Source organism: Micromonospora sp. CNZ296, from assembly GCF_007827635.1.
The window spans coordinates 1-20,653 of sequence record NZ_VISW01000027.1; the positions used below are offsets into that span (position 1 = coordinate 1).

Below are 20,653 nucleotides of genomic sequence, written 5' to 3' on the forward strand. Positions count from 1 at the left end.
CACCCGCTGCCTCAAGCGCTACATCGCCCGACAGCTCTACCGCACCATCACCACCCACCACCAAACCCCTTGACAACCCCACTCACAGATCAACGGCGTGGGAGGGTGGGGTGGGGGTCAGGTGGGGCGGACGGGGACCACCAAGGGGCCGTGGTCGCCGGGGATGACGCGGATGTGGGCACGGTAGTGGCGGGCCAGCAACTCCTCGGTGAGCACCTCCTCGGGCGGCCCGGCGGCAGCCACCCGGCCGTCGGCGAGCAGCACCAGGCGGTCGGCGTACTCGCCGGCGATGGAGAGGTCGTGCATGGTGGCGAGCACTGTGAGCCCGTGTGCGCGGCGGAGCTGGTCGACGAGTTCCAGCACCTCCTGCTGGTGCCCGATGTCCAGCGCGCTCGTCGGCTCGTCGAGCAGCAGCAGGGTGGCGCCCTGGGCCAGCGCCCGGGCCAGGAAGACGCGCTGCCGCTCGCCGCCGGAGAGGGTGGCCAGCTCGCGGTGGGCGAACGGACCCAGGTCGAGCCGGTCCAGCACCTCGTGCACGGCGGCCAGGTCGGCGGCGGACTCGCGGCCCAGCGGCGGGATGTACGGGGTGCGCCCGAGCAGCGCGTAGTCGAACACCGACATGCCGATCGGCACGACCGGGGACTGCGCCACCGTGGCCACGATCCGGGCACGGTCGCGGCGGCGGAGCGCGCCGATCGGCGTACCGAAGAGGGCCACCTCGCCCGGGCCGGTGAGCAGGCCGCCGACGGCGCGCAACAGCGTCGACTTGCCGGCGCCGTTGGGTCCGATCACTGTGACCCACTCGCCCGCCGTGACGGTGAGGTCGACGCCGGCCAGGACCGGCGTGCCGCCGAGGGCGACGCGCAGGTCGTGGACGCGCACCGCGGGGGCGTTCACATCGCCACCCGGCGGGCGGTACGCAGGACCAGTACGAAGAACGGGCCGCCGAGCAGCGCGGTGACCACGCCGATCGGGATCTCGGCGGGTGCGGCGGCGGTCCGGGCGACCACGTCGGTCAGGGCGAGGAACGCGCCGCCGAACAGCATCGACAGCGGCAGGATCACCCGGTGGCTGGAACCGGCGAGCAGCCGCATGGTGTGCGGCACGATGATGCCGACGAAGCCGATCAGCCCGGACGCGGACACGGCGGCGGCGGTGCCCAGCGACGCGGCGGCGATCAGCAGGTAGCGGGAGCGCTGCGGGTGCAGGCCGAGTCCGGCGGCCTCGTCGTCGCCGACGGAGAGCACGTCCAGTTCACGCCGGTGCAGCAGCACCACCACGGAGGTGAGCACGAAGTACGGCAGGACCAGCCACACGTCGTGCCAGCCGGCGGTGGCCAGCCGTCCGAGCAGCCAGGAGTAGACCTGCTGGATGTTGTCGGAGTGCTGTTGCAGCAGGTACGTCTGCCCGGCGGCGAAGAACGCCGACACCGCCACCCCGGCCAGGATCAGCGTGGCCGGGGACCGGTCCCGGCCACCGGCGGCGCCGAGCAGGTACGTCAGCACGACCGCGCCGAGCGACCCGACGAACGCGGCCAGCGGAATGGTGATCGGCAGCCCGGTCAGCGCCCCGCCCGCACCGGCGCCGAGCACGATCGCCGCGGTGACCGCGAATCCGGCTCCGGCCGCCACGCCGAGCAGGTACGGGTCGGCCAGCGGGTTGCGGAAGACGCCCTGGTAGCAGCCGCCGGCCAGGGCGAGGAGCGCGCCGACGAGCAGGCCGAGCACGACCCGGGGCAGCCGCAGCTCGGTGATGATCGCGACTTCCCGCTCGGTGAGCCCGCTGTCCAGGTGCACCCCGGGCAGCAGGTTGAGCAGTTCGGCCGCGACGCTGCCGGGCGGCAGGCTGACCGGGCCGAGCGAGACGCCCGCGACCAGCGCGACGAGCACCGCCACGACACCGGCGAACAGCCAGCGCTTGCGCAGCCCGGCGGGCCGGATCGGGGCACCGGCCGCGCCGCGCGCCCCACGCCGCCCCGGCCGGGACAGCAGCCGGGCACCCGGCCGGGGCGCGTCGGGCGTCCCGGCCGGGTTCGGGGCGGATTCCGCCTGTCGTAGGGCCACGGTCAGGCCGGGACCTTGGCGGTGGCGTCGACGATCACCTTGAGCAGTTCGACCACGCGCGGGCCCCAGCGCGAGGCGATGTCGTCGTCCAGCTCCACGATCTGGTTGTTCTTCACGGCGGTGATGCCGGACCAACCGCTGCGCGCCTTCACCGTGTCGGCGCTCTGCTTGCAGCACTTGGTGTCGGAGAGGAAGACGAAGTCGGGGTTCGCCTTGACGATGACCTCCTGGGAGAGCTGCGGGTAGCCGCCGTTCTTCCCGTCGGCGTCGGACGCGTCGGCGATGTTCTCCAGGCCGGCGAGCGCGTAGATGGTGCCGATGAAGGTCTTGCTGGTCGCGCTGTACAGCTCCGGGCCCAGCTCGTGGTAGTAGGTCGGCTTCTCCGTACGCTTCGGCAGGTCCTTGGTCAGCGCGGTGATGTCGTCCTTCATCTTCTGCACCACGGCGTCCGCCTCGGACCGGTGGCCGGTGAGCGTACCCAGGTCGGTGAGCTGCCGGTACGTGTCGTCGAGCGTGGCCGCGGCGGGGATCTGCAGGACCGGGATCTTCAGCGCGACGAGCTGGTCGGCGATCTTGTTGAGGTTGTCGGAGATCACCACCAGGTCGGGGTTGCGGGAGGCGACGGCCTCGGCGTTCGGCTGGTAGCCGGACAGGTCGGTACGGGGCGCCTCGGCCGGGTAGTTCGACTGGTCGTCGACGGCGGTGACCTGCTTGCCTGCGCCGATGGCGAACAGCATCTCGGTGGAGGTCGGCGAGAGCGAGACGATCTTCTCGGGCCGCTTCTCCAGCGTCAGCTTGCCGACTGTGGCCGGGAACGCGCCGCCGGAGCCGCCGGCGGCGGGGGTGTCGGACGAGGTCTTCTCGGCGCAGCCGCCGAGGAGCAGCACGCCGGCCGCGAGCGCGGTGGCGAAGAGCCGGGGGGTACGTCGGGACATGGGGCCTCCTGTCGGTCGAGGAGTGTGGTGCTTCGCCGACAGGGGGAAAGGCCCGTCCGCGAGGCGCCCTTCCTCGAGAGCGCGTGTCGCGACCGGGCCTCAGGCGACCTGGCTCGTCCCACGTCCGTCGGCGCCGGCGGAAGGCCGGCGCCGCGCGTACGGGGCATCACAGTTGCGGGACAGCGCCGGTTTCACACCGGCTTCGCTGTGGCACGGTCGGTGCCACGGTAGCGCACGACCAGCGGAGATCGTCCGGACGGGCGGGGTGGGCGGGAACCCCGGCGGGGGTGGAACCGGGGTTCCCGCCCGGTGGTGAGGTCAGCAGTACTGGCTCTGCTTGCCGATCGCCCGGTACGGGCAGTCGGCGTACTCGGACAGGATCAGCACGGCCTCCCGGTTGCGTGAGGTCTGCGCCGGGATCACCTCGTCCGGCGGGTAGAAGCCGCCGCCGGAGGCCGAGCCGGGGTACATCTCGAAGGTGTACGCCCAGATCTTGTGGGCGCCCCACATCCAGTCGATGCTGGTGCCGTCGGCGATGTAGAGGTCGCTCGACTGTTCCGGGGTGTAGTTGTTCGTCGCCGCCATCTGCCGCCCGATGGTGGCGAAGGTGTTGTACTGGTCGGTGTTCATCCCGGTGGCGGTGTTGCTGTACGTGTACCCGTACGGCCAGAGCACCAGCTGCGAGTAGGTGTGGAAGTCGATGTTCGCCTTGATCTGCTGCACCCCGCCGACGACCCGGCTGTTGACGAAGTTGCGCAGCGCCGCGGTCTCCGGGGCGGAGAAGGCGGACGGGCCCCGGTAGGTGTCCGACGACTTGGTGCCGGACGAGCCGCCGCAGCAGCCCCACTGGTAGGCCCAGTTGCGGTTCAGGTCGGTGCCGATGGCTGTCGAACCGCTGTTGGGCTGCCGGTTCTTGCGCCAGGAGCGGTAGGAGCCGGTGGCGATGTCGTACTCGCTGCCGTCCGGGTTGACTGTGGGGACGATCCAGATCTCCCGGGAGTTGACGATGCTGCTGATCCGGGAGTCGCTGCCGTAGTTGTCGGTGAAGAGGTTGAGCAGGTAGATCGCCATCTCGACGGTCAGGTGCTCACGGGCGTGCTGCTGGGCGTTGAACAGGATCTCCGGCTCGGCCTCGTCGGTGGCGACGTTGTCGGAGATCTTCACCGCCATCAGGTCCCGGCCCTGGTACGACGTGCCGATGCTCAGCTTGCGGGCGATCGTCGGGTGGTCGGCGACCACCTTGTTCACCACCGCGGTCAGCTCGGCGTAGTCGTGGTAGTTCGAGTCGGCGGGCGGGAACGCGTTGGCGGTCATGCCCCCGTCGGCGTGGTCGTGCTCCGGCACGACGTCCTTCTCGAGCCGGAATCCGAGCCGGGTGATCGCGTTGGCCTCGGCCTTGGTCGCCGTGACGTGCAGCACGCCGTGCTCGGAGTAGTCGATCGCGGCACCGGTGGAGGCGACCGCGGTGCGGTCGGCCGCCGTACGCGGGCCGAGCACCCGGTAGGCGACGGTGGCCGGCTCACCGGAGCCTTCCGGTGCGGGCCGGGCGACGGCGGGCGCGGCGGCCGCGGTGACGATGGTCAGGCCGATGACGGCGGCGAGCGCCAGCCGGCGGCGGAGCGGAGAGGAGCGGAAGGCCATGGACAACCTCCTGGGGGTACGGGAGATCCCGTTGTCCGCACACTCCACCAGGAGACACATGGTCATATCAATATCTGTCTTTGCCTTGGGTCATCCCGACCTGATCGTCACTTCGGCAATGATTTTCTACGGCTGAACATCTGGCGAAACTTCCCGCCAAGCGCGACAGTGAACGGCAACGATGCCGTCTCCCTGTGGAGCTGCCATGTTCGGACGACCCATGCGCGCGGCCGCCCTCGCCGGCCTCACCGCGCTCACCCTCCTCGCCACCAGCGCACCGGTCCAGGCACAAGCCCCGCGACCGGGCGTCACGCACGACGAACAGATCACCTTTCAGGAGTTCTCCCGCTTCCCCGACTGGCGTAGCGGCTCCCACCAGGGCACCCGCGCCGTACCGGGCCGCCACCCGGCGCTGACCATCGGCCGCCCGGCGGGCACCACCGAGTTCACCGACGAGCACACCGGCACGACCCGCACCTGGGAGTACGCCACCTGGACCTCGCCCGAGCGGCGGATCGGCTTCGACGCCACCGAGATGGTCGCGTCGTGGAACGCCGCCACCCCGGCCGGCACCTGGATCCAGGTCGAGCTGCACGGCACGTACAACACCGGGGCACAGACCCCGTGGTACGTCATGGGCCGCTGGGCCTCCGGCGACCAGGACATCAAGCGCTCCACGCTGGACGGCCAGGGCGACCCGTGGTCGAGCATCTGGACCGACACGTTCTCGGTCGACGACGCCGACGCGGGGGTGCTGCTGCGCTCGTACCAGTTGCGGCTGACGCTCTACCGCGCGCCCGGCCAGGCCGCCGCGCCGCAGGTCCGGATGGTCGGCGCGATGGCGTCGAACGTCCCGGACCGGTTCACCGTCACCCCGAGCCGGGGCGGCATCGCCTGGGGCACCGAGCTGGCCGTGCCGCGCTACTCGCAGAACATCCACATCGGCGAGTACCCCGAGTACGACGGCGGCGGCGAGGCGTGGTGCTCGCCCACCTCGACGGAGATGGTGGTCGAGTACTGGGGCCGCAAGCCCTCGGCCGAGGACACCTCGTGGGTCGACCCCTCCTACCCCGACCCGACTGTCGACCACGCCGCCCGGATGACCTACGACTACGAGTACGAGGGCGCCGGCAACTGGCCGTTCAACACCGCGTACGCGTCGAGCTTCCCCGGCCTGGAGGCGCGGGTCACCCGGCTGCACTCGCTCGACGAGGCGGAACGGTTCATCAAGGCGGGCATCCCGGTGGTGACCTCGCAGTCGTTCCTCGCCAGCGAGCTGGACGGGGCCAACTACGGCACCTCCGGGCACCTGTTCGTGATCGTCGGCTTCACCGCCGACGGCGACGTGATCGTCAACGACCCGGCGTCCTCGTCGAACGACGCGGTCCGCAACGTCTACAAGCGGGAGCAGTTCGAGCAGATCTGGCTGCGTACCAAGCGCTACCGGGCCAACGGCACGGTGGCCTCCGGCTCCGGCGGCATCGCGTACCTGATCAAGCCGGCCGACCGGCCGTGGCCGGTCGTCCCGGGCTCGACCAACTGGTGAACGGCCCGGCCGGCCGGTGACCGGTTCGGCCGGCCGGTGAACGAGGAAGGGCCCGGTGCCGTGTCCGGCGCCGGGCCCTTCGTCCGTCCGCTCAGCCCTCGCGGCGTTCGGCGTCCGGCTCGGCGCCCGGCTCGTCCTCACCGGCGAGCGCCGAGCGCAGCCGGTCCTTCTCCGCGCGCCGCCGCTCCGACGCCTCCGCCATCTCGCCGGCCATCTCGTCCCGCCAGTTGCGCAGCAGGAAGAACGACAGCGCGGCGGAGGAGATCAGCGCCACCATCAGCCGCAGGAACATGTTCATCTCGACGAACCAGAGGGCTGCCAGCACGGCGACGAACAGCCCGACCCGGCCCAGCGTGTACTTGACCGCCGCGCTCATTCCCGCATTCCCACTCTCTCCGTGCCTCAGCCCGTACGCCGGGCCAGCCAGTGCACGCCATGAAACCAGATGACGGCGTAGACCACGGTGAACACCGCCGCAGCCAACGCGCCGGTGAACAGCGCGGGCAGCCCCGAGGCCAGGCCCGCGGCCAGCAGACCGGCGAGGACGCCGAGCCCGAGACCGGCCAGCGCGGCCACCACCCGGGCGGCGCCGAACTCCCAGGCCCGGAACTCGTCCCAGAACAACCAGAGCGGCAGGATCACCGCGAGCCAGCCGTTCGTACCCCCGAAGCCGCTGTCGCCGACCGTGGCGAACGCGAACTCGAAGACCAGCAGCGCCAGCACCCCGATGACCAGGCCGGCCAGGCTCACCCCGAGCAGGTCACCGAGGGTGAGGATGCGGCCTTCGGCGTCGCGCCGGGGGAAGCCGCGCTGCTGTTCCTCGTCGCTCATCGCCAGGTCAGGCCCAGACCTGCTGCGGCTCGGACCGGCGCTCCGCCAGCGACGGCGGCCCGTCGTACTCGCGGACGATCTCGTAGCGGGTGTTCCGCTCGACCGGACGGAAGCCGGCGTCCCAGATCATGTGCAGCAGGTCGTCGCGGTGCATGGTGTTCGGCGTGCCGTACGAGTCGGCGTCATGGGTGATCTTGTATTCGACCACCGAGCCGTCCAGGTCGTCGACGCCGAAGTTCAGCGAGAGCTGCGCGACCGACAGCCCGTGCATGACCCAGAAGCACTTGACGTGCGGCACGTTGTCGAACAGCAGCCGGGAGACCGCGAACGTCTTGAGCGACTCGGCCGGCGAGGCCATCGTGGTCCGGGCCTGGATCCGGTTACGGATCTTGCCGTCCGCCGAGTCGACGAAGTCGTGCTGGTAGCGCAGCGGGATGAAGACCTGGAAACCGCCGGTCTCGTCCTGCAGCTCACGCAGCCGCAGCACGTGGTCGACCCGGTGCCGGGGCTCCTCGATGTGGCCGTAGAGCATGGTCGACGGCGTCTTCATGCCCTTCGAGTGGGCCAGCCGGTGGATGCGCGACCAGTCCTCCCAGTGGCAGTTGTGGTCGACGATGTGCTGCCGGACCTCCCAGTCGAAGATCTCCGCGCCACCGCCGGTGAGCGACTCCAGGCCGGCGTCCATCAGCTCGTCGAGGATCGCGTCGGCGGTGAGCCCGCTGATCTTCTCGAACCACTGCACCTCGGTGGCGGTGAACGCCTTGAGGTTGACCTTCGGCAGCGCGGCCTTCAGCTCGCGCAGCACCTTCGGGTAGTAGCGCCAGGGCAGCGTCGGGTGCAGGCCGTTGACGATGTGCAGCTCGGTGAGCTGCTCGTCCTCCATCTCCTTGGCCTTGCGGACGGCCTCGTCGATGCGCATCGTGTAGGCGTCCTTCTCGCCCGGCTTGCGCTGGAACGAGCAGTACGCGCACGACGCGGAGCAGACGTTCGTCAGGTTCAGGTGCCGGTTGACGTTGAACATCACCCGGTCGCCGTTGAGCTCCGTACGCCTGTGGTGGGCCAGCCGGCCCAGCCAGGTCAGGTCGTCGCTGGCGTAGAGGGCGATGCCGTCCTCGCGGGTCAGCCGCTCCCCCGCGTACACCTTCGCCTCGAGTTCGCGCTTGAGTCCGGCGTCCATCCGAAAGCCACGTCCTTCCACCTGGGTTCCCGATCGAGCGTACGTCGCGGGTCCGACCGGCCGCCGACGTGGTCGCGCCGGTTCACCGGCCGTCACGCTCCGCACATCGACATCGTCGCAACCGTGAGGTAAGACAGGGTGGGGCGGAACACACACCAGGGCCGTCCTGTCCCGACACGCCCCAATCACGCGTGACGGACCCCAGACCGGACGGGGAGCGGTATGGCTCACAGCACCAAGGCCCGACGGCGACGAGGACGGCAGCCGGTGATCTCACCGATCCTGCGCCCGGCGCTCTGGTCCGCCCTTCTGGGGGCGGTCGCGGCCGCGGCGCTCGCCACACCCGCCTGGGCCGACCCGCTGCCCGACGTCGTACCCGACACCGGCTCCCGGCCCCAGGTCACCGGCCCCCTGCAACTGCCCGGCTCGTCCGGCGCCGTCCGCGGCGTACCCGGCACCGTCCCCGGCGTACCGGGTGCCGTTCCCGGCCTCCCCGGCACCGTCCCGGGCCTGCCCGGCGTCACCACCCCGGGCGGCACTGCGGGCCTGCCGGGCACCACCGGCGTGACCAACCCGGCCGACGGCCCGCTGATCGCCCAGATCAACCAGCTCGACGCCCGGGTCACCCTCCTCGGCGAGGAACTGCTCCGGATCAAGACCGAGCGGGACGCCGCACAGACCGAGCTGACCCAGTCCGCCGCCCGGCTCAAGGAGGCCCAGGACGCGCTCACCCGCGCCCAGGACAACGCCAAGAGCGCCGCCGCCGACGCCGTGAAGGCCGACGCGGCGCTGCCGCCCGGTGAGTTCGGCGCCAGCCTGCGCGACTTCGCCAACCTCCAGCGCATCACCCGCGGCGACAAGGCCGAGGGCGCCACCACGTCGGTGACCGGCGAACTCCTCCGGGCCACCAGCGCCGAGGAGGCCGCCCGGAAGGCACACGAGTCGGCCCAGCGCCGGGCCACCGAGCAGACCACCGCGTTCACCCGCGCCGAGGCCGACCTGCGCAAGCAGGAAACCGCGCTCGTCGCGCTGCGCAAGGAGAACGCGGCCAAGCTCCTGGAGATCGAGCGCCTGGCGGACGCCGCCGAGCAGCGGCTCGGCACCTCGTACGTGGTCGATCAGAGCATCGACGGCCTGGTGGCGGACCCGCGGGCGCTCGCCGCCGTGCGCTACGCCCTCGCCCAGCTCGGTGACCCCTACCTGTGGGCCGCCGAGGGCCCGGACCGGTTCGACTGCTCCGGCCTGATGCTCGCCTCCTACCAGGCGGCCGGCTACCGGGGCCTGCCCCGCGTCGCCAAGGACCAGTACTTCGCGACCCGTTCCCGCACCGTCTCGCCGAACGCCCTGCTCCCCGGCGACCTGCTGTTCTTCGCCTCCAGCAGCAGCTGGACCAGCGTCCACCACGTCGCCATGTACATCGGCAACGGCAAGATGGTGGAGGCGCCGCGGACCGGGGACGTCGTCAAGATCTCGGTGGTCCGCTGGTCCCGGCTCTACGCCGCGACCCGGGTGATCGGCGCCGTACCCGCCCCGGCCACCCCGGTCCCGCCGCCGACCGTGCCGGCCACGCCGAAGCCGTCGACCACGCCCAAGCCGACGCCCACCACGCCCAAGCCGTCGACCACGCCCAAGCCGACGCCGACCACGCCGAAGCCCACCACGCCGACGCCGAAGCCGACGACGTCCAGCCCGGCGCCGAGTACGCCGCCGCCGAGCCCGACCGACTCGCCCGACCCGACGCCGAGCCAGAGCGCGAGCGCCGAGCCGGAGACCAGCAGCGCCGCGCCGAGCAGCAGCAGCGCCGCGCCGAGCGGCAGCAGCGCCGCGCCGTCGAGCAGCACGTCCGGCAGCGGCTCCGCCAGCCCGAGCAGCAGCACCGACTGACCCAACCGCCGCTCCGGCTGTGCTCCCGGGCCGGAATGTGGCACGGTGAGATCCAGGCACTTCCGGTCGGCGCCACGGCCGGAGGCGAGCGTGGGTGCGGAGGGGCGAGATGGGCGAGCAGGACGTTCCGGCGGAGAAGGTCCACCCGGGACCGACGCCCGACCCCGCCGACCCGGCCGGCGACGACGACCACGGTTCGGCCCCACCCGGGCCGGTAGCCGTCGCGCGGGCGCGGGTGTCGGTCGCGGGCTCGGCCGTGCCGCCGCCCGCGGGTGACGAGCAGCCGCTGCCGCAGGCCGGTCCCACGACGTACCGGGCGGCCACCCCGGCGGACACCCCACCGCCGCTGGACCGGCGCCTCCCCGGCGCCACCGTGCCGCCGTCCAGTTGGTCCGCCTTCGCCGTGGGCGAACGCCAGACGACGTCCCAGCCCGCCGCCGCGGAGGCCGACGGCGACGCCTCCCCGGGTACGCCCGGCAGTGCTCCGGCCGCCATCCCGGCACCCCGCGTCTCCGGTTCCGCACGCGTGCCCACGCCGCCCGTCGCAACCGCGGACGCGGCAGCACCGGCCGACGCCGCACCGGACCGCGACACCGCACCGGCCGAGCAGGCGGACGGGACCGCCGTCGGGCCGCAGGACGACTCCCAGTCCTCGGCAGCCGGTTCGGCCGAGTCTCCGCCGAACGCGGCGCCGGCCTCCGCAGCCGGCCGCCCGGCCCCGCTCACCGGCTCTTCCACACCCGCTGAGCAGGCCGGATCCGCACCCGCGCGGGCCAGCGCATCGGTACCCGGCCTGAGCCGTGTCTCCGCCGAGGAGGTCGCCGCCTCCGTGGTGGCCGCGCCGCCCGCCGCCGCCACCGTCTACCGGGCCGGTCCGGTGAACCCGGAACCGCCGGAGCCGGTCCAGCCGCCGGAGCCCGCGCAGCCCCCGGCGCCGAACGGCCCCGAGCCCGAGCCGGCGCCGACCCCGGTGCCCGGTCCGACGCCACCGTCGCCCGCGCCGCCGGTACCCGAGCCGGAACCACCGCTCCGGCCCACGCCACCCCTGCCCACGCCGCCCGCACCCGCCCCGCCGACGCCGACGCCCGGACCGGTGCCACCGATCCCCGGGCCGCCGGTACCGCCGCCGGGTCCGCCCGTACCCCCGCCCCCGCCCCCGCCGGGTCCGATGCCCGCGCCGCCGTTCCCGCCGCCACCGGCGATGACCGGCGGGCCGGGCCCACTGCCCGCGCCGCTGTTCCCCGCCCCGGCGCCCGGCCCGTCGTTCCCGCCCGCGCGGGCCGCCGTGCCGGGCCCGCCGGCCACGCCCGGCACGCCGGACGGTGCGCTGCCGTCGTGGGCCGCCGCACCCGTGTCGGCACCGCCGCCGCCAGTGGTGCCGGCCCCGGCGCTGCCGACCTGGCCGCCGCCGGCCATGCCCGCCCGCGACGCCGACACGACCCGTCCGGTACGCCCCCAGCCCGCCGGCCCGGATCTCGCCGGCACCGCGTACGGCGGGACCGACGGGCCCGGGTTCGCCACCGTGTCGTTCCCGCAGGGCAACCCTCTGGAGAACTCCGGATCGCTGACCGGGCACATCCTGGCCCAGGGCTGGTCCGAGGAGAGCCCGGCGGCCCGGGGCGGCAACACCAAGGTGATCATCGTGCTGGCCGTCGCGCTGACCATGCTCATCGCGATCAGCCTGCTCGTGGTCTTCCTGGCCAACGACGCATTGAGCAGCCTGACCGGGACCATGCTCATCGAGTGACAGGGGTGAGCCCGCCCACTACGGCTTCGCGTTGCCGTGGCGGAGTCGGCGATGCGCCGTACACTTGTCTCCGATCACTGACCCGGCGCGCCCCGACTGCGCGCCCATGGGCGATCTTGCGGGCGATTCGGCGGCGTGACAGGCCGCGGCGGGCCATCGCGAAGATGCGCCCCGCTCGAGAGGTATTTCTTGACCACGTTCGCTGAATCCAGCACGTCCCCGTCCGTCGACCCGACGCCCGACACCGTCGACTTCGCCTCGCTCGGCCTGCCCCGGCAGGTCGTCGAGGTGCTCGCCCGGCAGGGCATCACCACCCCGTTCGAGATCCAGCGGGCCACGCTGCCCGACTCGCTCGCGGGCCGCGACGTCCTCGGCCGGGGCCAGACCGGCTCGGGCAAGACGCTCGCCTTCGGCCTGCCGGTGATCGCCCGGCTCGCCGACCGCAACCGGGCCCGGCCGCTGCACCCGCGCGCCCTGGTCCTGGTCCCCACCCGTGAACTGGCCATGCAGGTCAACGACGCGCTCATGCCGCTCGGCAAGGCGGTCGGCGTGTTCCTGAAGACCGCCGTCGGCGGTGTGCCGTACGACCGGCAGATCGACGCGCTGCGCCGCGGCGTGGAGATCGTCGTGGCCACCCCGGGACGGCTCGGCGACCTGATCGAGCGCGGCGTGTGCCGCCTCGACGACGTCGAGATCACCGTGCTGGACGAGGCCGACCAGATGGCCGACATGGGCTTCCTGCCTGAGGTCACCCAGCTGCTGGCGAAGACTCCGGCGGACGCGCAGCGGCTGCTGTTCTCGGCCACTCTGGACAACGACGTCGACACGCTCGTCAAGCGGTTCATGACCGACCCGGTCACCCACTCGACCGCGCCGGCCACCGCCGCCGTGTCCACCATGGATCACCACCTGCTGCTGATCCCGCCGCACGACAAGTTCGCCGTCGCCGCGTCCATCGCCGCCCGTGAGGGCCGCACCATGCTGTTCGCCCGTACGCAGCTCGGCGTGGACCGGCTGGTCGAGCAGCTCGCGGCCGTCGGTGTGCGGGCCGGTGGGCTGCACGGCGGCAAGACGCAGCGCATGCGTACCAAGACGCTCGCCGAGTTCCGCGAGGGCCGCACGCCCGTGCTGGTCGCGACCGACGTGGCGGCCCGCGGCATCCACGTCGACGGCGTCTCGCTGGTGCTGCACGTGGACCCGCCGAAGGACCCCAAGGACTACCTGCACCGGGCCGGCCGTACGGCTCGGGCCGGCGAGTCGGGCGCGGTGGCGACGCTGGTGCTGCCCAAGCAGCGCCGCACCACCCTGGCCATGATGGAGAAGGCGGGCGTCGAGCCGGCCGAGACCCGGGTCCGGGCGGGCGACGAGGCGCTGGCCGAGCTGACCGGCGCACGCGAGCCCAGCGGCGTACCGGTGCGGGACGAGCCGGAGCCGCGACGCGGCGGCGGCTCGCGCCGCTTCGGCGACCGCGACGGCCGGGGCGGCCGGGGCGGCTTCTCCGACCGTGGTGAGCGCCGGTTCGGCGACCGTGACGGCCGGGGCGAGCGCCGCTTCGGCGACCGGCCCGCGGGCGAGCGGGCCGGCGACCGGTTCGCGGACCGCGGTGGTGACCGCCGGTTCGGCGACCGGCCGGCGGGTGAGCGCTACTCGGGCGAGCGATCCGGCGGCGAGCGCCGCTTCGGGCGGCCGGAGCGTCGCGACGACCGGAGCTTCGGCGACCGGCGGTCCGACGGCCGGAGCTTCGGCGAGCAGCGGTCCGACGACCGCGGCCAGCGCGGCGAGCGCTTCGGCGGCCAGCGCGGCGACGACCGGCGCTTCGGCGAGCGGGCCGACCGGCCGTACGGGGACCGGCAGCGGCCGGCGGCCGGACGCGGGTACGACCGCGACGAGCGGCGGTACGACGACCGGCCGAGCGGCTCGCGCGGCTTCGGCGACCGGCGCCAGGACGACCGCCCGCACGCCGAGCGGCGTTTCGGTGACCGGGGCGACGCGCGTCCGGCCGAGCGCCGGGCCGGCGGTTTCCGGGCCGAGGGGCGGGGCCGGGACGACAGGCGCGGCTTCGGCGGGCGCCCGCCGGCACGTACCCACTGATCTGAGCGCACCCACCGCCGCCGCCGAGCACCCGCTCGGCGGCGGCGGTGCGTCTGGGGTGATGTCGGCTCCGTTCTAGCTGCGCGGTGTGAGGACGGGATACCGCCGGGTCGGCTCATTCCACAGCGACAGGCGATGACGAGGCCGCCAACCGGGCGGTGGCGTGGGGATGGTCTTGTCGATGGTCTGCCGGAGGCTGCGCCGAGCGGACCGGCCCCACGACCAGGCGACCCAACAGCCGAACGCCTGGGCGATGACGGCGGTCAGCAGCAGACCGGTGCCGATCGGGTCAGACATTGCGCACCGACCGCAGCCAGCCCAGGAACCGGATGTGCATCTCGGCGGGGTCCGGCGGCCCAGAGTAGAGCCTGGTCAGGTCATCGGTTGCCTGCCGCATCAGGGCAGCCAGATCGACGGCGAGGTGGCGTCGGTCGTGCTCGTAGTCAGCGACCAACTCGACCTTGGCGTTCTCGCAGGGCCAGTTGAGCAGGTCTGCCGTACAGACCCAAAGGGGTTTCAGCGGAGCGTGGCGCTGGGTCACTCGGGGCCCTCCTGCATGGTCGGCGTCCAGGTGGCACCCCCGTCCGCCGCGAACTCGCCACCGGGCGGGGGGCCTGATCCATCAGATCGCCCACCTGCCCCCCTGTCAACGTTGACGGGCCCACATAGGTGTGGTCATTTGTTCGCGTAACCATGGTCGGGTCGGCCCGCTCCTACCTTCGAAGTCGTGACCAAGGAGACGGGACCGGGCGAACTTGTCGCGGCCGGTGAGATCTTGAAGATGCTCGGCGTGGGCAGATCGAGATTCCGCGAGATCCGGCGGCATCCCGCATTCCCCGCGCCGTATCAAGAGCTGTCGGTCGGTGCGGTCTGGTTGAAGCGGGACGTCGAGCGGTACATCCGGGAACACCGACCGCCCCGGCCGGCGGACGACGACGAGTAGCCCGACGGGGTATGACCAGTACGTCTCGTGCCTCCTTTCGGCGTGTGAGACGACCACGCCTGTACGGGCCCGGCGAGCTGGCCGCCCTGTTCGGCGTATCGCGTCAGCGGGTCCTGCAGATCACCCGCCGCCCCGGGTTTCCCGAGCCGCTCGCCCGACTGATCGGCATGAACGTCTGGGACGCGGACGAGGTGGACGAGTGGGCCCGTCACAACCGGCCGCCCCGCCCCACAGAGGGCGACGAGCAGGGGTAACCAGTAGCGCTGGCCTGACGCCCGGGAACAGCGGGACATCCCGCTCGGCGGCGGCGTTCGCGCATCCGCTGCCGCCGACCGCCGGTTCGCGTAACGTCCGGACCATGCCGAAGTCGCTCTTCTGGGCCCGGACCGACACCGCCGGCTGCGAGCACGTCGTGCTCGACGACGGCCAGGGGCTGACCGCGCAGGGCGTGGCGCTCGCCGTGGATCCGATCCCGTACACGTGCCGGTACCGCCTCGCCGTCGGGCCGGACTGGTCGACGAACCGGCTGGAGGTCGAGTCCGAGGGCGCGGGCTGGTCGCGGAGCGTACGCCTGGAGCGGGGCCGGGACGGGTGGCGCGTGCGTACCGGCGAGGAGGGTGACCTGGACGCGGCGCTGAGCGCGGCGGGCCACCCACCGGCGGGCCTGCCGGGCACCGACGACCCGGGCCGGCTGGCCGAGGCGCTCGACGTGGATCTGGGCGGCTCGCCGCTGACGAACACGCTGCCGATCCGCCGGGTCGGGCTGGGCCGGCTGCCCGCCGACCTGGCGACCGCCGTGTCGGTGGCCTGGGTGCTGCTGCCCGGCCTGGCCGTGGTGCCCGCCGAGCAGGTCTACACCTCGCTGGGCCCGGGCCGGGTCCGGTATTCCAGTGACACGTTCACGGCCGACCTGGAGGTCGACCCGGACGGCTTCGTGGTGCGCTACCCGGGGCTGGCCGAGCGGGTCGACCCGCGCTGACGGTCCGGGGTCCGGCTGAGGCCGCCGGCCAGGTGCCGTCGGTCAGGAACCGGTCGATGGTGGCGAGGTGCGGCGCGAGGTCGAGGCCCTGCGCGGCCACCCAGTCGTCGGAGTAGTAGGTGTCGACGTACCGGTCGCCCGGGTCGCAGATCAGCGTGACCACCGAGCCGGTACGCCCGGCCGCGCGCATCTGCGCGATCAGCCCGAACGCGCCCCACAGGTTGGTGCCGGTGGAGCCGCCCACCCGGCGGCCGAGCACCGCCGAGCCGGCCCGCATCGCCGCCAGCGACGCTGCGTCCGGCACCTGCACCATCCGGTCCACCACGCTGGGCAGGAAGGACGCCTCGACCGTGGGCCGCCCGATGCCCTCGATCCGGGAGCCGCGGTCGGTGCGCACCGACCAGTCACCGGCCTGCCAGGCGGGGTAGAAGGCGGAGTTCTCCGGGTCCACCACGCAGAGCTTGGTGGGCAGCCGCCGGTAGCGGGCGTACCGGCCGATGGTGGCGCTGGTGCCGCCGGTGCCGGCGCCGACCACGATCCAGGCGGGCACGGGATGCCGTTCCAGCGCGAGCTGGGCGTAGATCGACTCGGCGATGTTGTTGTTGCCCCGCCAGTCGGTGGCCCGCTCGGCGTACGTGAACTGGTCCATGAACCGGCCGCCGCTGTCCTCGGCGAGCCAGCGCGCCTCCACCACGACCTTCGACGGGTCGTCCACCAGGTGGCAGCGTCCGCCCTGGAACTCGATCTGGGCGATCTTCTCCGGCGACGTGGAGGCGGGCATGACAGCGATGAACGGCAGCCCGAGCATCCGGGCGAAGTACGCCTCGGAGACAGCCGTCGACCCTGATGACGCCTCGACGATCGTGGTGTCCGGGCCGATCCAGCCGTTGCAGAGCCCGTAGAGGAACAGCGAGCGGGCCAGCCGGTGCTTCAGCGAGCCGGTGGGGTGCACCGACTCGTCCTTGAGGTAGAGGTCGATCCCCCACTCGCGGGGCAGCGGGAAGGGCAGCAGGTGGGTGTCGGCGGAGCGGTTGGCGTCCGCCTCGACCGTGGCGATGGCCTCGGTCACCCAGCGCCGGCTGGCCTCGTCGCACCGGTCGAGATGAGTCACGTCGGCAACGTTACAAGCGAGGCGGGCTCGGGTTCTCCCGGACCCGGCGGGCCTGCCGCCGCTGACCGGCCCGCCCGGTGGCCCGGATCACCGGCGTGAGGGCCAGGGCGAGCCGGGGGAAGGCGTCCAGGAGTCGTACCTGGGCACCGCGCCAACGCGGCAGGCTGACCACCGGCCGGGGCCGCCGGGCCAGCCGGACGGCCCGCGCGGCCACCCGCTCCGGCGTGAGCAGCGAGCCGGTGAAGGACGCCAGCGCTCCCGGGTCGTCCAGCTTGTCGTGCAGCATCGGCGTCCAGATCCCGTCCGGGCACAGGCACGACACGTGTACGCCCCGGACGCCGGCCATCCGCAGGTCGCTCAGAGTGCCGAGGCTGAACGCGAGCAGGGCGTGCTTGCTGGCCGCGTACACCGTCTCGCCCGGTGCGGCGATCAGCCCGGCCAGCGAGACGACGTTGAGCACGTGGCCGCGGCCCTGTTCGCGCATCACCTCGACGGCGGCGAGCGTTCCGTTGATCGCGCCGAGCGCGTTGACCTCGACCACCGCGCGCCGGGTCGGGGCGTCGTGCGCCCACGACGGGCCGGTGACCAGGATGCCCGCGTTGTTCACCCAGAGCCCGAGGCCGCCGGGCGCGGCAGCCGCCTCGGCGGCGACGTCCGCGCAGGCGGATTCGTCGCGTACGTCGAGCGCGCGGGACCAGCCACCCAGCGGCGCGGCGGCAGCCGCCACGGCCCCGGCGTCGGTGTCGGTGAGCAGCACGTTCCACCCGTCGGCGTGCAGCGCGGCGGCGATGGCCCGCCCCAGCCCACCGGCCGCACCTGTGACCACGGCGGCGCCGCGCTCCGAGCTCGTCATCGGCGCACGGTAACCGCAACCCCCGGCCCGGGGCCAGAGGCGTCAGGCGGTGGGCGGTTCCAGCGGCTGCGGGCGGTTCTCCCACTTGGTCGACAGGGCGATGCTGGTACGGGTGGACGCCACACCCGCCGTCCGGTTCAGCCGGACGATCAGCTGCTCCAGCTCGGCGATCGTGCCGACTCGCGCCTTGAGCAGGAAGGACTCGACGCCGGCCATGAAGTAGCAGGACTCGATCTCGGGGATGCGGCGGAACGCCTCCAGCACCTCGTCGGTGTCCGCGTCGGAGTCCTCGATGATGCCGATGAGCGCGGTGACGCCGAGCCCGATCGACTCCGGCTCGACCTCGGCCCGGTACGCCCGGATCACGCCGCTGGACTCCAGCTTGCCGACCCGCTCGTGCACGGCCGGGGCGGAGAGGCCGACCTGACGGGCCAGCTCGGCGTACGACAGACGGGCGTTGCCTCGCAACAACTCCACGAGGCTCAGGTCGATCGTGTCCACGGAGAGTGACCCTATCCGTTTGGCGACCACGGAACACTGTCGGTACCCGTGGATCAACCCTTCACAAACGTACGATCACGGGTGTTCTCCGCCTGTACCATTTCCTAACCTTCCCAGTGTGTGCGTTTTTCGCGTTTGGCGGACACGTCCGGTAGCCGGTGCTGTAATTGCCATACGTCCCTCATGACGGCTCTGGGCTCGCACCGGCCGGGGGCAGTGTGTTCAGCCGGGGGCTTCGTCGACGCGAGGAGGGGGCTGTGGACACTGGAGATCGCCTGCTGACACCGGGTGAGGTCGCTGCGCTGTTTCGGGTGGACCCGAAGACCGTGACCAGATGGGCAGCGGCCGGCCGGATCGGCAGTATCCGGACTCCAGGAGGGCACCGCCGGTTTCGGGAATCCGAGGTGCGGGCCCTGCTCGAGGGGGAGGGCATGCTGGACGAGGCGGAGGACATGGGCAAGGCCCGCAACATGGGCCCGACCGCTTCCACCGGCCCCGGACCGGCGAACGCCGGCATGTACTGAACGTACGGGGCGCGGTCCGGCCGAGGGCCGCGCCCCGTACGTCGGCAACCGGGACCGTCAGTCCGGGTCCGCCTCCCGGCGGCCGGCTGCCAGCTCGCCGGACCACCGCCGGAACAGCGTGTGCTCGACACCGAGCGCGTCGAGCACCTTCCCGGCCACGAAGTCCACGAGCTGCCCGGCGGACGCCGCCGCCCCGGCGCCGTAGAAGCCCGGACTGGCCGGCAGCACCACCGCGCCGGCGTCGTGCAGCGCGATGAGATGTTCCAGGTGACTGCGGGTCACCGGCGTCTCCCGGGGCACCACGACCACCGGGCGGCGCTCCTTGAGGTTGACCTCGGCGGCGCGCTGGAGCAGATCCTTGGAGAGCCCGATGGCGATGCCGGCGCACGCGGCGGTGCTGGCGGGCACCACCGCCATGCCGCGTACCGGGTAGGAGCCGCTGCTCGGGCCGGCGGCCAGGTCACCGGCGGGCCAGTGCCGCAGGTCCGCGCCGGTGAGGTCGCGGTCGAGCCAGGCGGCCAGGTCCTCGGTCCAGTGCGCGTCCCGGAAGGGCCGGCCGGTCTCGTCCAGCACCGTCAGCCGGGCCGCCCGGGAGACGATCAGGTCCACCGCCTGGCCGGCGTCGAGCAGGCCCCGGACGACAGCCGCCGCGTACGGCGTCCCGGACGCCCCGGAGACACCCACCACCCATGGTTCGCGCATGCCTCAAGCGTGCCTGGTCGCCACGGACGGCGGGCGGCGACCCCCTTTCGGTCGCCCCGCCCGGGATGTCCAGAGGGTTCACGGAACGTCCCGCGGCATGAAATTCTTCGATCGGCGATCCACTTCCACGGAGGGGCCGGTGATGACGGCGGCGGTGCTGCGGGCGCTCCGCTCCGACTGCCCCATCCCGCCCCGCCTCTCCCCGTACGCCGACGACGTGCAGGGCTGGCTGGTGGCGCAGGTCGACCGGCTCGGTCTGCCGGCTGACCCGGCCACCCGGCAACGGCTGGCGCGGGCCGGCTTCGCCCGGTACGCCGGGCGCCTCTATCCGGACGCCATCGAGCCCGACCTGCGCGTGCTGACCACACTGTTCACCTGGTTCTTCCTCGTCGACGACGCCTGCGACGGGCGGGACGGCCTCACCCCGGCGCAGATCCGCGCGTTGCGTGACGGCGCGCTCGCCCTGCTGCGCGAGGGCCCGCGTGCCCGCCACCCGGGCTTCTCCGGCCCGCTGCGCCGGCTGCTGGTGCAGGCGTGGCGCGAGCCCCGCCGCCGGATGCCGGCCAGGTGGCGGCTGCGCTTCGCCGACGCGGTCGCCGACCACCTCGACGGGGTCCACCGGGAGGCCACCGCCACCACGTCCGGCCGCCCACCGGGCGTCGCCGAGTACGTACGGCTGCGCCGGGCCACGTCGGCGGCGTACGTGTCGTACCCGCTGATCGAGTTCGCGTCCGGGCGTCCGCTGCCCGACGCGGTCTACCACCATCCGGCACTGCGGCGGCTCGCCGGCCTCGCCAACGACCTGCTGTCCTGGTTCAACGACATCGCCTCGCTTGAGCGCGACCGGGCCACCGGCGGCGGGCACAACCTGGTGCTGGCGACGGCGGCCGAGCGGGGCGTGCCGGTGCCGGCGGCGGTCGACCTGGTCGCGGGGCACTGGCGGGCCGAGATGGACCGGTTCGCGGCGCTCCTGGCGGCGGCGCCGTCGTTCGGCCCGACGCTCGACGACGCCGTCGCCAGCCATCTCGACGGGCTGGCCGCCGCCGTGCGCGGCACGGTCGACTGGACGCTGGAGAGCGCCCGCTACCCGGTCGCCGCGGCGTCCTGACCGGTGCCCGGCGTTGC

Annotated in this window: 19 protein-coding genes, 2 pseudogenes and 1 riboswitch; of the genes and pseudogenes, 9 read left to right on the forward strand and 12 right to left on the reverse strand. The window is 73.1% G+C overall.

Translation table 11 applies throughout. The features are described 5' to 3' along the window. Positions 1-117 precede the first annotated feature (117 nt). The 4 genes and pseudogenes from FB455_RS30665 to FB455_RS30680 form a co-directional block, all read right to left on the reverse strand. On the reverse strand, positions 118-897 hold the full coding sequence (locus FB455_RS30665) for an ABC transporter ATP-binding protein (RefSeq protein WP_013283573.1): 780 nt from the start codon (positions 895-897) through the stop codon (positions 118-120). Next, positions 894-1,988, reverse strand: a complete 1,095-nt coding sequence (locus tag FB455_RS30670) for a FecCD family ABC transporter permease (protein ID WP_369752213.1) — start codon at positions 1,986-1,988, stop codon at positions 894-896. Before FB455_RS30670 ends, FB455_RS30665 begins: the two co-directional genes overlap by 4 nt. Positions 1,989-2,065: 77 nt before the next feature. Next, positions 2,066-2,998, reverse strand: coding sequence for an ABC transporter substrate-binding protein (locus tag FB455_RS30675; RefSeq protein WP_145755626.1), 933 nt, complete (start codon positions 2,996-2,998; stop codon positions 2,066-2,068). 107 nt (positions 2,999-3,105) lie between these two features. Beyond that, a riboswitch (cobalamin riboswitch) is annotated at positions 3,106-3,199 on the reverse strand. Between the two features lie 120 nt (positions 3,200-3,319). Next, a pseudogene (locus FB455_RS30680) lies at positions 3,320-4,639 on the reverse strand (M14 family metallopeptidase); the annotation flags it as partial. 205 nt (positions 4,640-4,844) lie between these two features. On the opposite strand from FB455_RS30680, the gene FB455_RS30685 reads away from it, so the two are divergent. Next, the gene (locus FB455_RS30685; RefSeq protein ID WP_013473537.1) at positions 4,845-6,185 is read left to right on the forward strand and encodes a C39 family peptidase; all 1,341 of its coding nucleotides are present in this window, start codon (positions 4,845-4,847) and stop codon (positions 6,183-6,185) included. A gap of 91 nt (positions 6,186-6,276) precedes the next feature. Here FB455_RS30685 and FB455_RS30690 read toward each other — a convergent pair whose 3' ends face one another. From FB455_RS30690 to mqnE, 3 genes are read right to left on the reverse strand one after another with little or no spacing between them, the layout of a single operon-like run. Continuing rightward, a complete protein-coding gene (locus tag FB455_RS30690; protein WP_145755628.1) occupies positions 6,277-6,561 on the reverse strand; it encodes a DUF4229 domain-containing protein in 285 nt (94 codons plus the stop codon). 26 nt (positions 6,562-6,587) lie between these two features. After that, positions 6,588-7,016 carry a hypothetical protein gene (locus FB455_RS30695; protein WP_013283567.1) on the reverse strand — a complete coding sequence of 143 codons (429 nt, stop codon included), beginning with the start codon at positions 7,014-7,016 and terminating at the stop codon, positions 6,588-6,590. 7 nt (positions 7,017-7,023) lie between these two features. Then, entirely contained in the window at positions 7,024-8,193 is a 1,170-nt protein-coding gene (mqnE, locus tag FB455_RS30700) for an aminofutalosine synthase MqnE (RefSeq protein ID WP_013283566.1), read from the reverse strand. Positions 8,194-8,415: 222 nt separating this feature from the next. Here mqnE and FB455_RS30705 point away from each other — a divergent pair, with 222 nt between their 5' ends. From FB455_RS30705 to FB455_RS30715, 3 genes are all read left to right on the forward strand, one after another. Continuing rightward, positions 8,416-10,077: a C40 family peptidase gene (locus FB455_RS30705; RefSeq protein WP_186466472.1), complete on the forward strand. Its 1,662-nt coding sequence runs from the start codon at positions 8,416-8,418 to the stop codon at positions 10,075-10,077. 109 nt (positions 10,078-10,186) lie between these two features. Then, the gene (locus tag FB455_RS30710) at positions 10,187-11,824 is read left to right on the forward strand and encodes a hypothetical protein (protein ID WP_145755630.1); all 1,638 of its coding nucleotides are present in this window, start codon (positions 10,187-10,189) and stop codon (positions 11,822-11,824) included. A 189-nt stretch (positions 11,825-12,013) separates the two neighbouring features. Then, the gene (locus FB455_RS30715; RefSeq protein ID WP_145755631.1) at positions 12,014-13,915 is read left to right on the forward strand and encodes a DEAD/DEAH box helicase; all 1,902 of its coding nucleotides are present in this window, start codon (positions 12,014-12,016) and stop codon (positions 13,913-13,915) included. A gap of 289 nt (positions 13,916-14,204) precedes the next feature. On the opposite strand, the gene FB455_RS30720 is transcribed toward FB455_RS30715, so the two are convergent. Continuing rightward, positions 14,205-14,456, reverse strand: a complete 252-nt coding sequence (locus FB455_RS30720; protein ID WP_145755632.1) for a flavin reductase — start codon at positions 14,454-14,456, stop codon at positions 14,205-14,207. Between the two features lie 186 nt (positions 14,457-14,642). Between FB455_RS30720 and FB455_RS30725 the strand changes: the two genes are divergently transcribed. The 3 genes from FB455_RS30725 to FB455_RS30735 all read left to right on the forward strand — a co-directional run bounded on the left by FB455_RS30725 (position 14,643) and on the right by FB455_RS30735 (position 15,837). Continuing rightward, complete coding sequence (locus FB455_RS30725) at positions 14,643-14,858, forward strand: helix-turn-helix transcriptional regulator (RefSeq protein ID WP_036311366.1); 216 nt, start codon at positions 14,643-14,645, stop codon at positions 14,856-14,858. Between the two features lie 44 nt (positions 14,859-14,902). Further along, the gene (locus tag FB455_RS30730) at positions 14,903-15,112 is read left to right on the forward strand and encodes a helix-turn-helix transcriptional regulator (protein WP_041798756.1); all 210 of its coding nucleotides are present in this window, start codon (positions 14,903-14,905) and stop codon (positions 15,110-15,112) included. 104 nt (positions 15,113-15,216) lie between these two features. Continuing rightward, on the forward strand, positions 15,217-15,837 hold the full coding sequence (locus FB455_RS30735; protein ID WP_091414369.1) for a putative glycolipid-binding domain-containing protein: 621 nt from the start codon (positions 15,217-15,219) through the stop codon (positions 15,835-15,837). A gap of 22 nt (positions 15,838-15,859) precedes the next feature. Here the strand turns inward: FB455_RS30735 and cds1 are convergent. The 3 genes and pseudogenes from cds1 to FB455_RS30750 all read right to left on the reverse strand — a co-directional run. Then, positions 15,860-16,948 (reverse strand): annotated as a pseudogene (gene cds1 / locus FB455_RS30740) (L-cysteine desulfhydrase Cds1); the annotation flags it as partial. 10 nt (positions 16,949-16,958) lie between these two features. Beyond that, a complete protein-coding gene (locus tag FB455_RS30745; RefSeq protein WP_145755633.1) occupies positions 16,959-17,801 on the reverse strand; it encodes an SDR family NAD(P)-dependent oxidoreductase in 843 nt (280 codons plus the stop codon). Between the two features lie 42 nt (positions 17,802-17,843). Then, positions 17,844-18,302 carry an Lrp/AsnC family transcriptional regulator gene (locus FB455_RS30750; RefSeq protein ID WP_013283556.1) on the reverse strand — a complete coding sequence of 153 codons (459 nt, stop codon included), beginning with the start codon at positions 18,300-18,302 and terminating at the stop codon, positions 17,844-17,846. A gap of 257 nt (positions 18,303-18,559) precedes the next feature. Between FB455_RS30750 and FB455_RS30755 the strand changes: the two genes are divergently transcribed. Continuing rightward, positions 18,560-18,826 carry a BldC family transcriptional regulator gene (locus FB455_RS30755; protein WP_013473529.1) on the forward strand — a complete coding sequence of 89 codons (267 nt, stop codon included), beginning with the start codon at positions 18,560-18,562 and terminating at the stop codon, positions 18,824-18,826. 57 nt (positions 18,827-18,883) lie between these two features. On the opposite strand, the gene FB455_RS30760 is transcribed toward FB455_RS30755, so the two are convergent. Continuing rightward, entirely contained in the window at positions 18,884-19,528 is a 645-nt protein-coding gene (locus FB455_RS30760; RefSeq protein WP_013283554.1) for a UbiX family flavin prenyltransferase, read from the reverse strand. A gap of 142 nt (positions 19,529-19,670) precedes the next feature. On the opposite strand from FB455_RS30760, the gene FB455_RS30765 reads away from it, so the two are divergent. Next, positions 19,671-20,636, forward strand: a complete 966-nt coding sequence (locus FB455_RS30765; RefSeq protein WP_145755642.1) for a terpene synthase family protein — start codon at positions 19,671-19,673, stop codon at positions 20,634-20,636. Positions 20,637-20,653 lie beyond the last annotated feature (17 nt).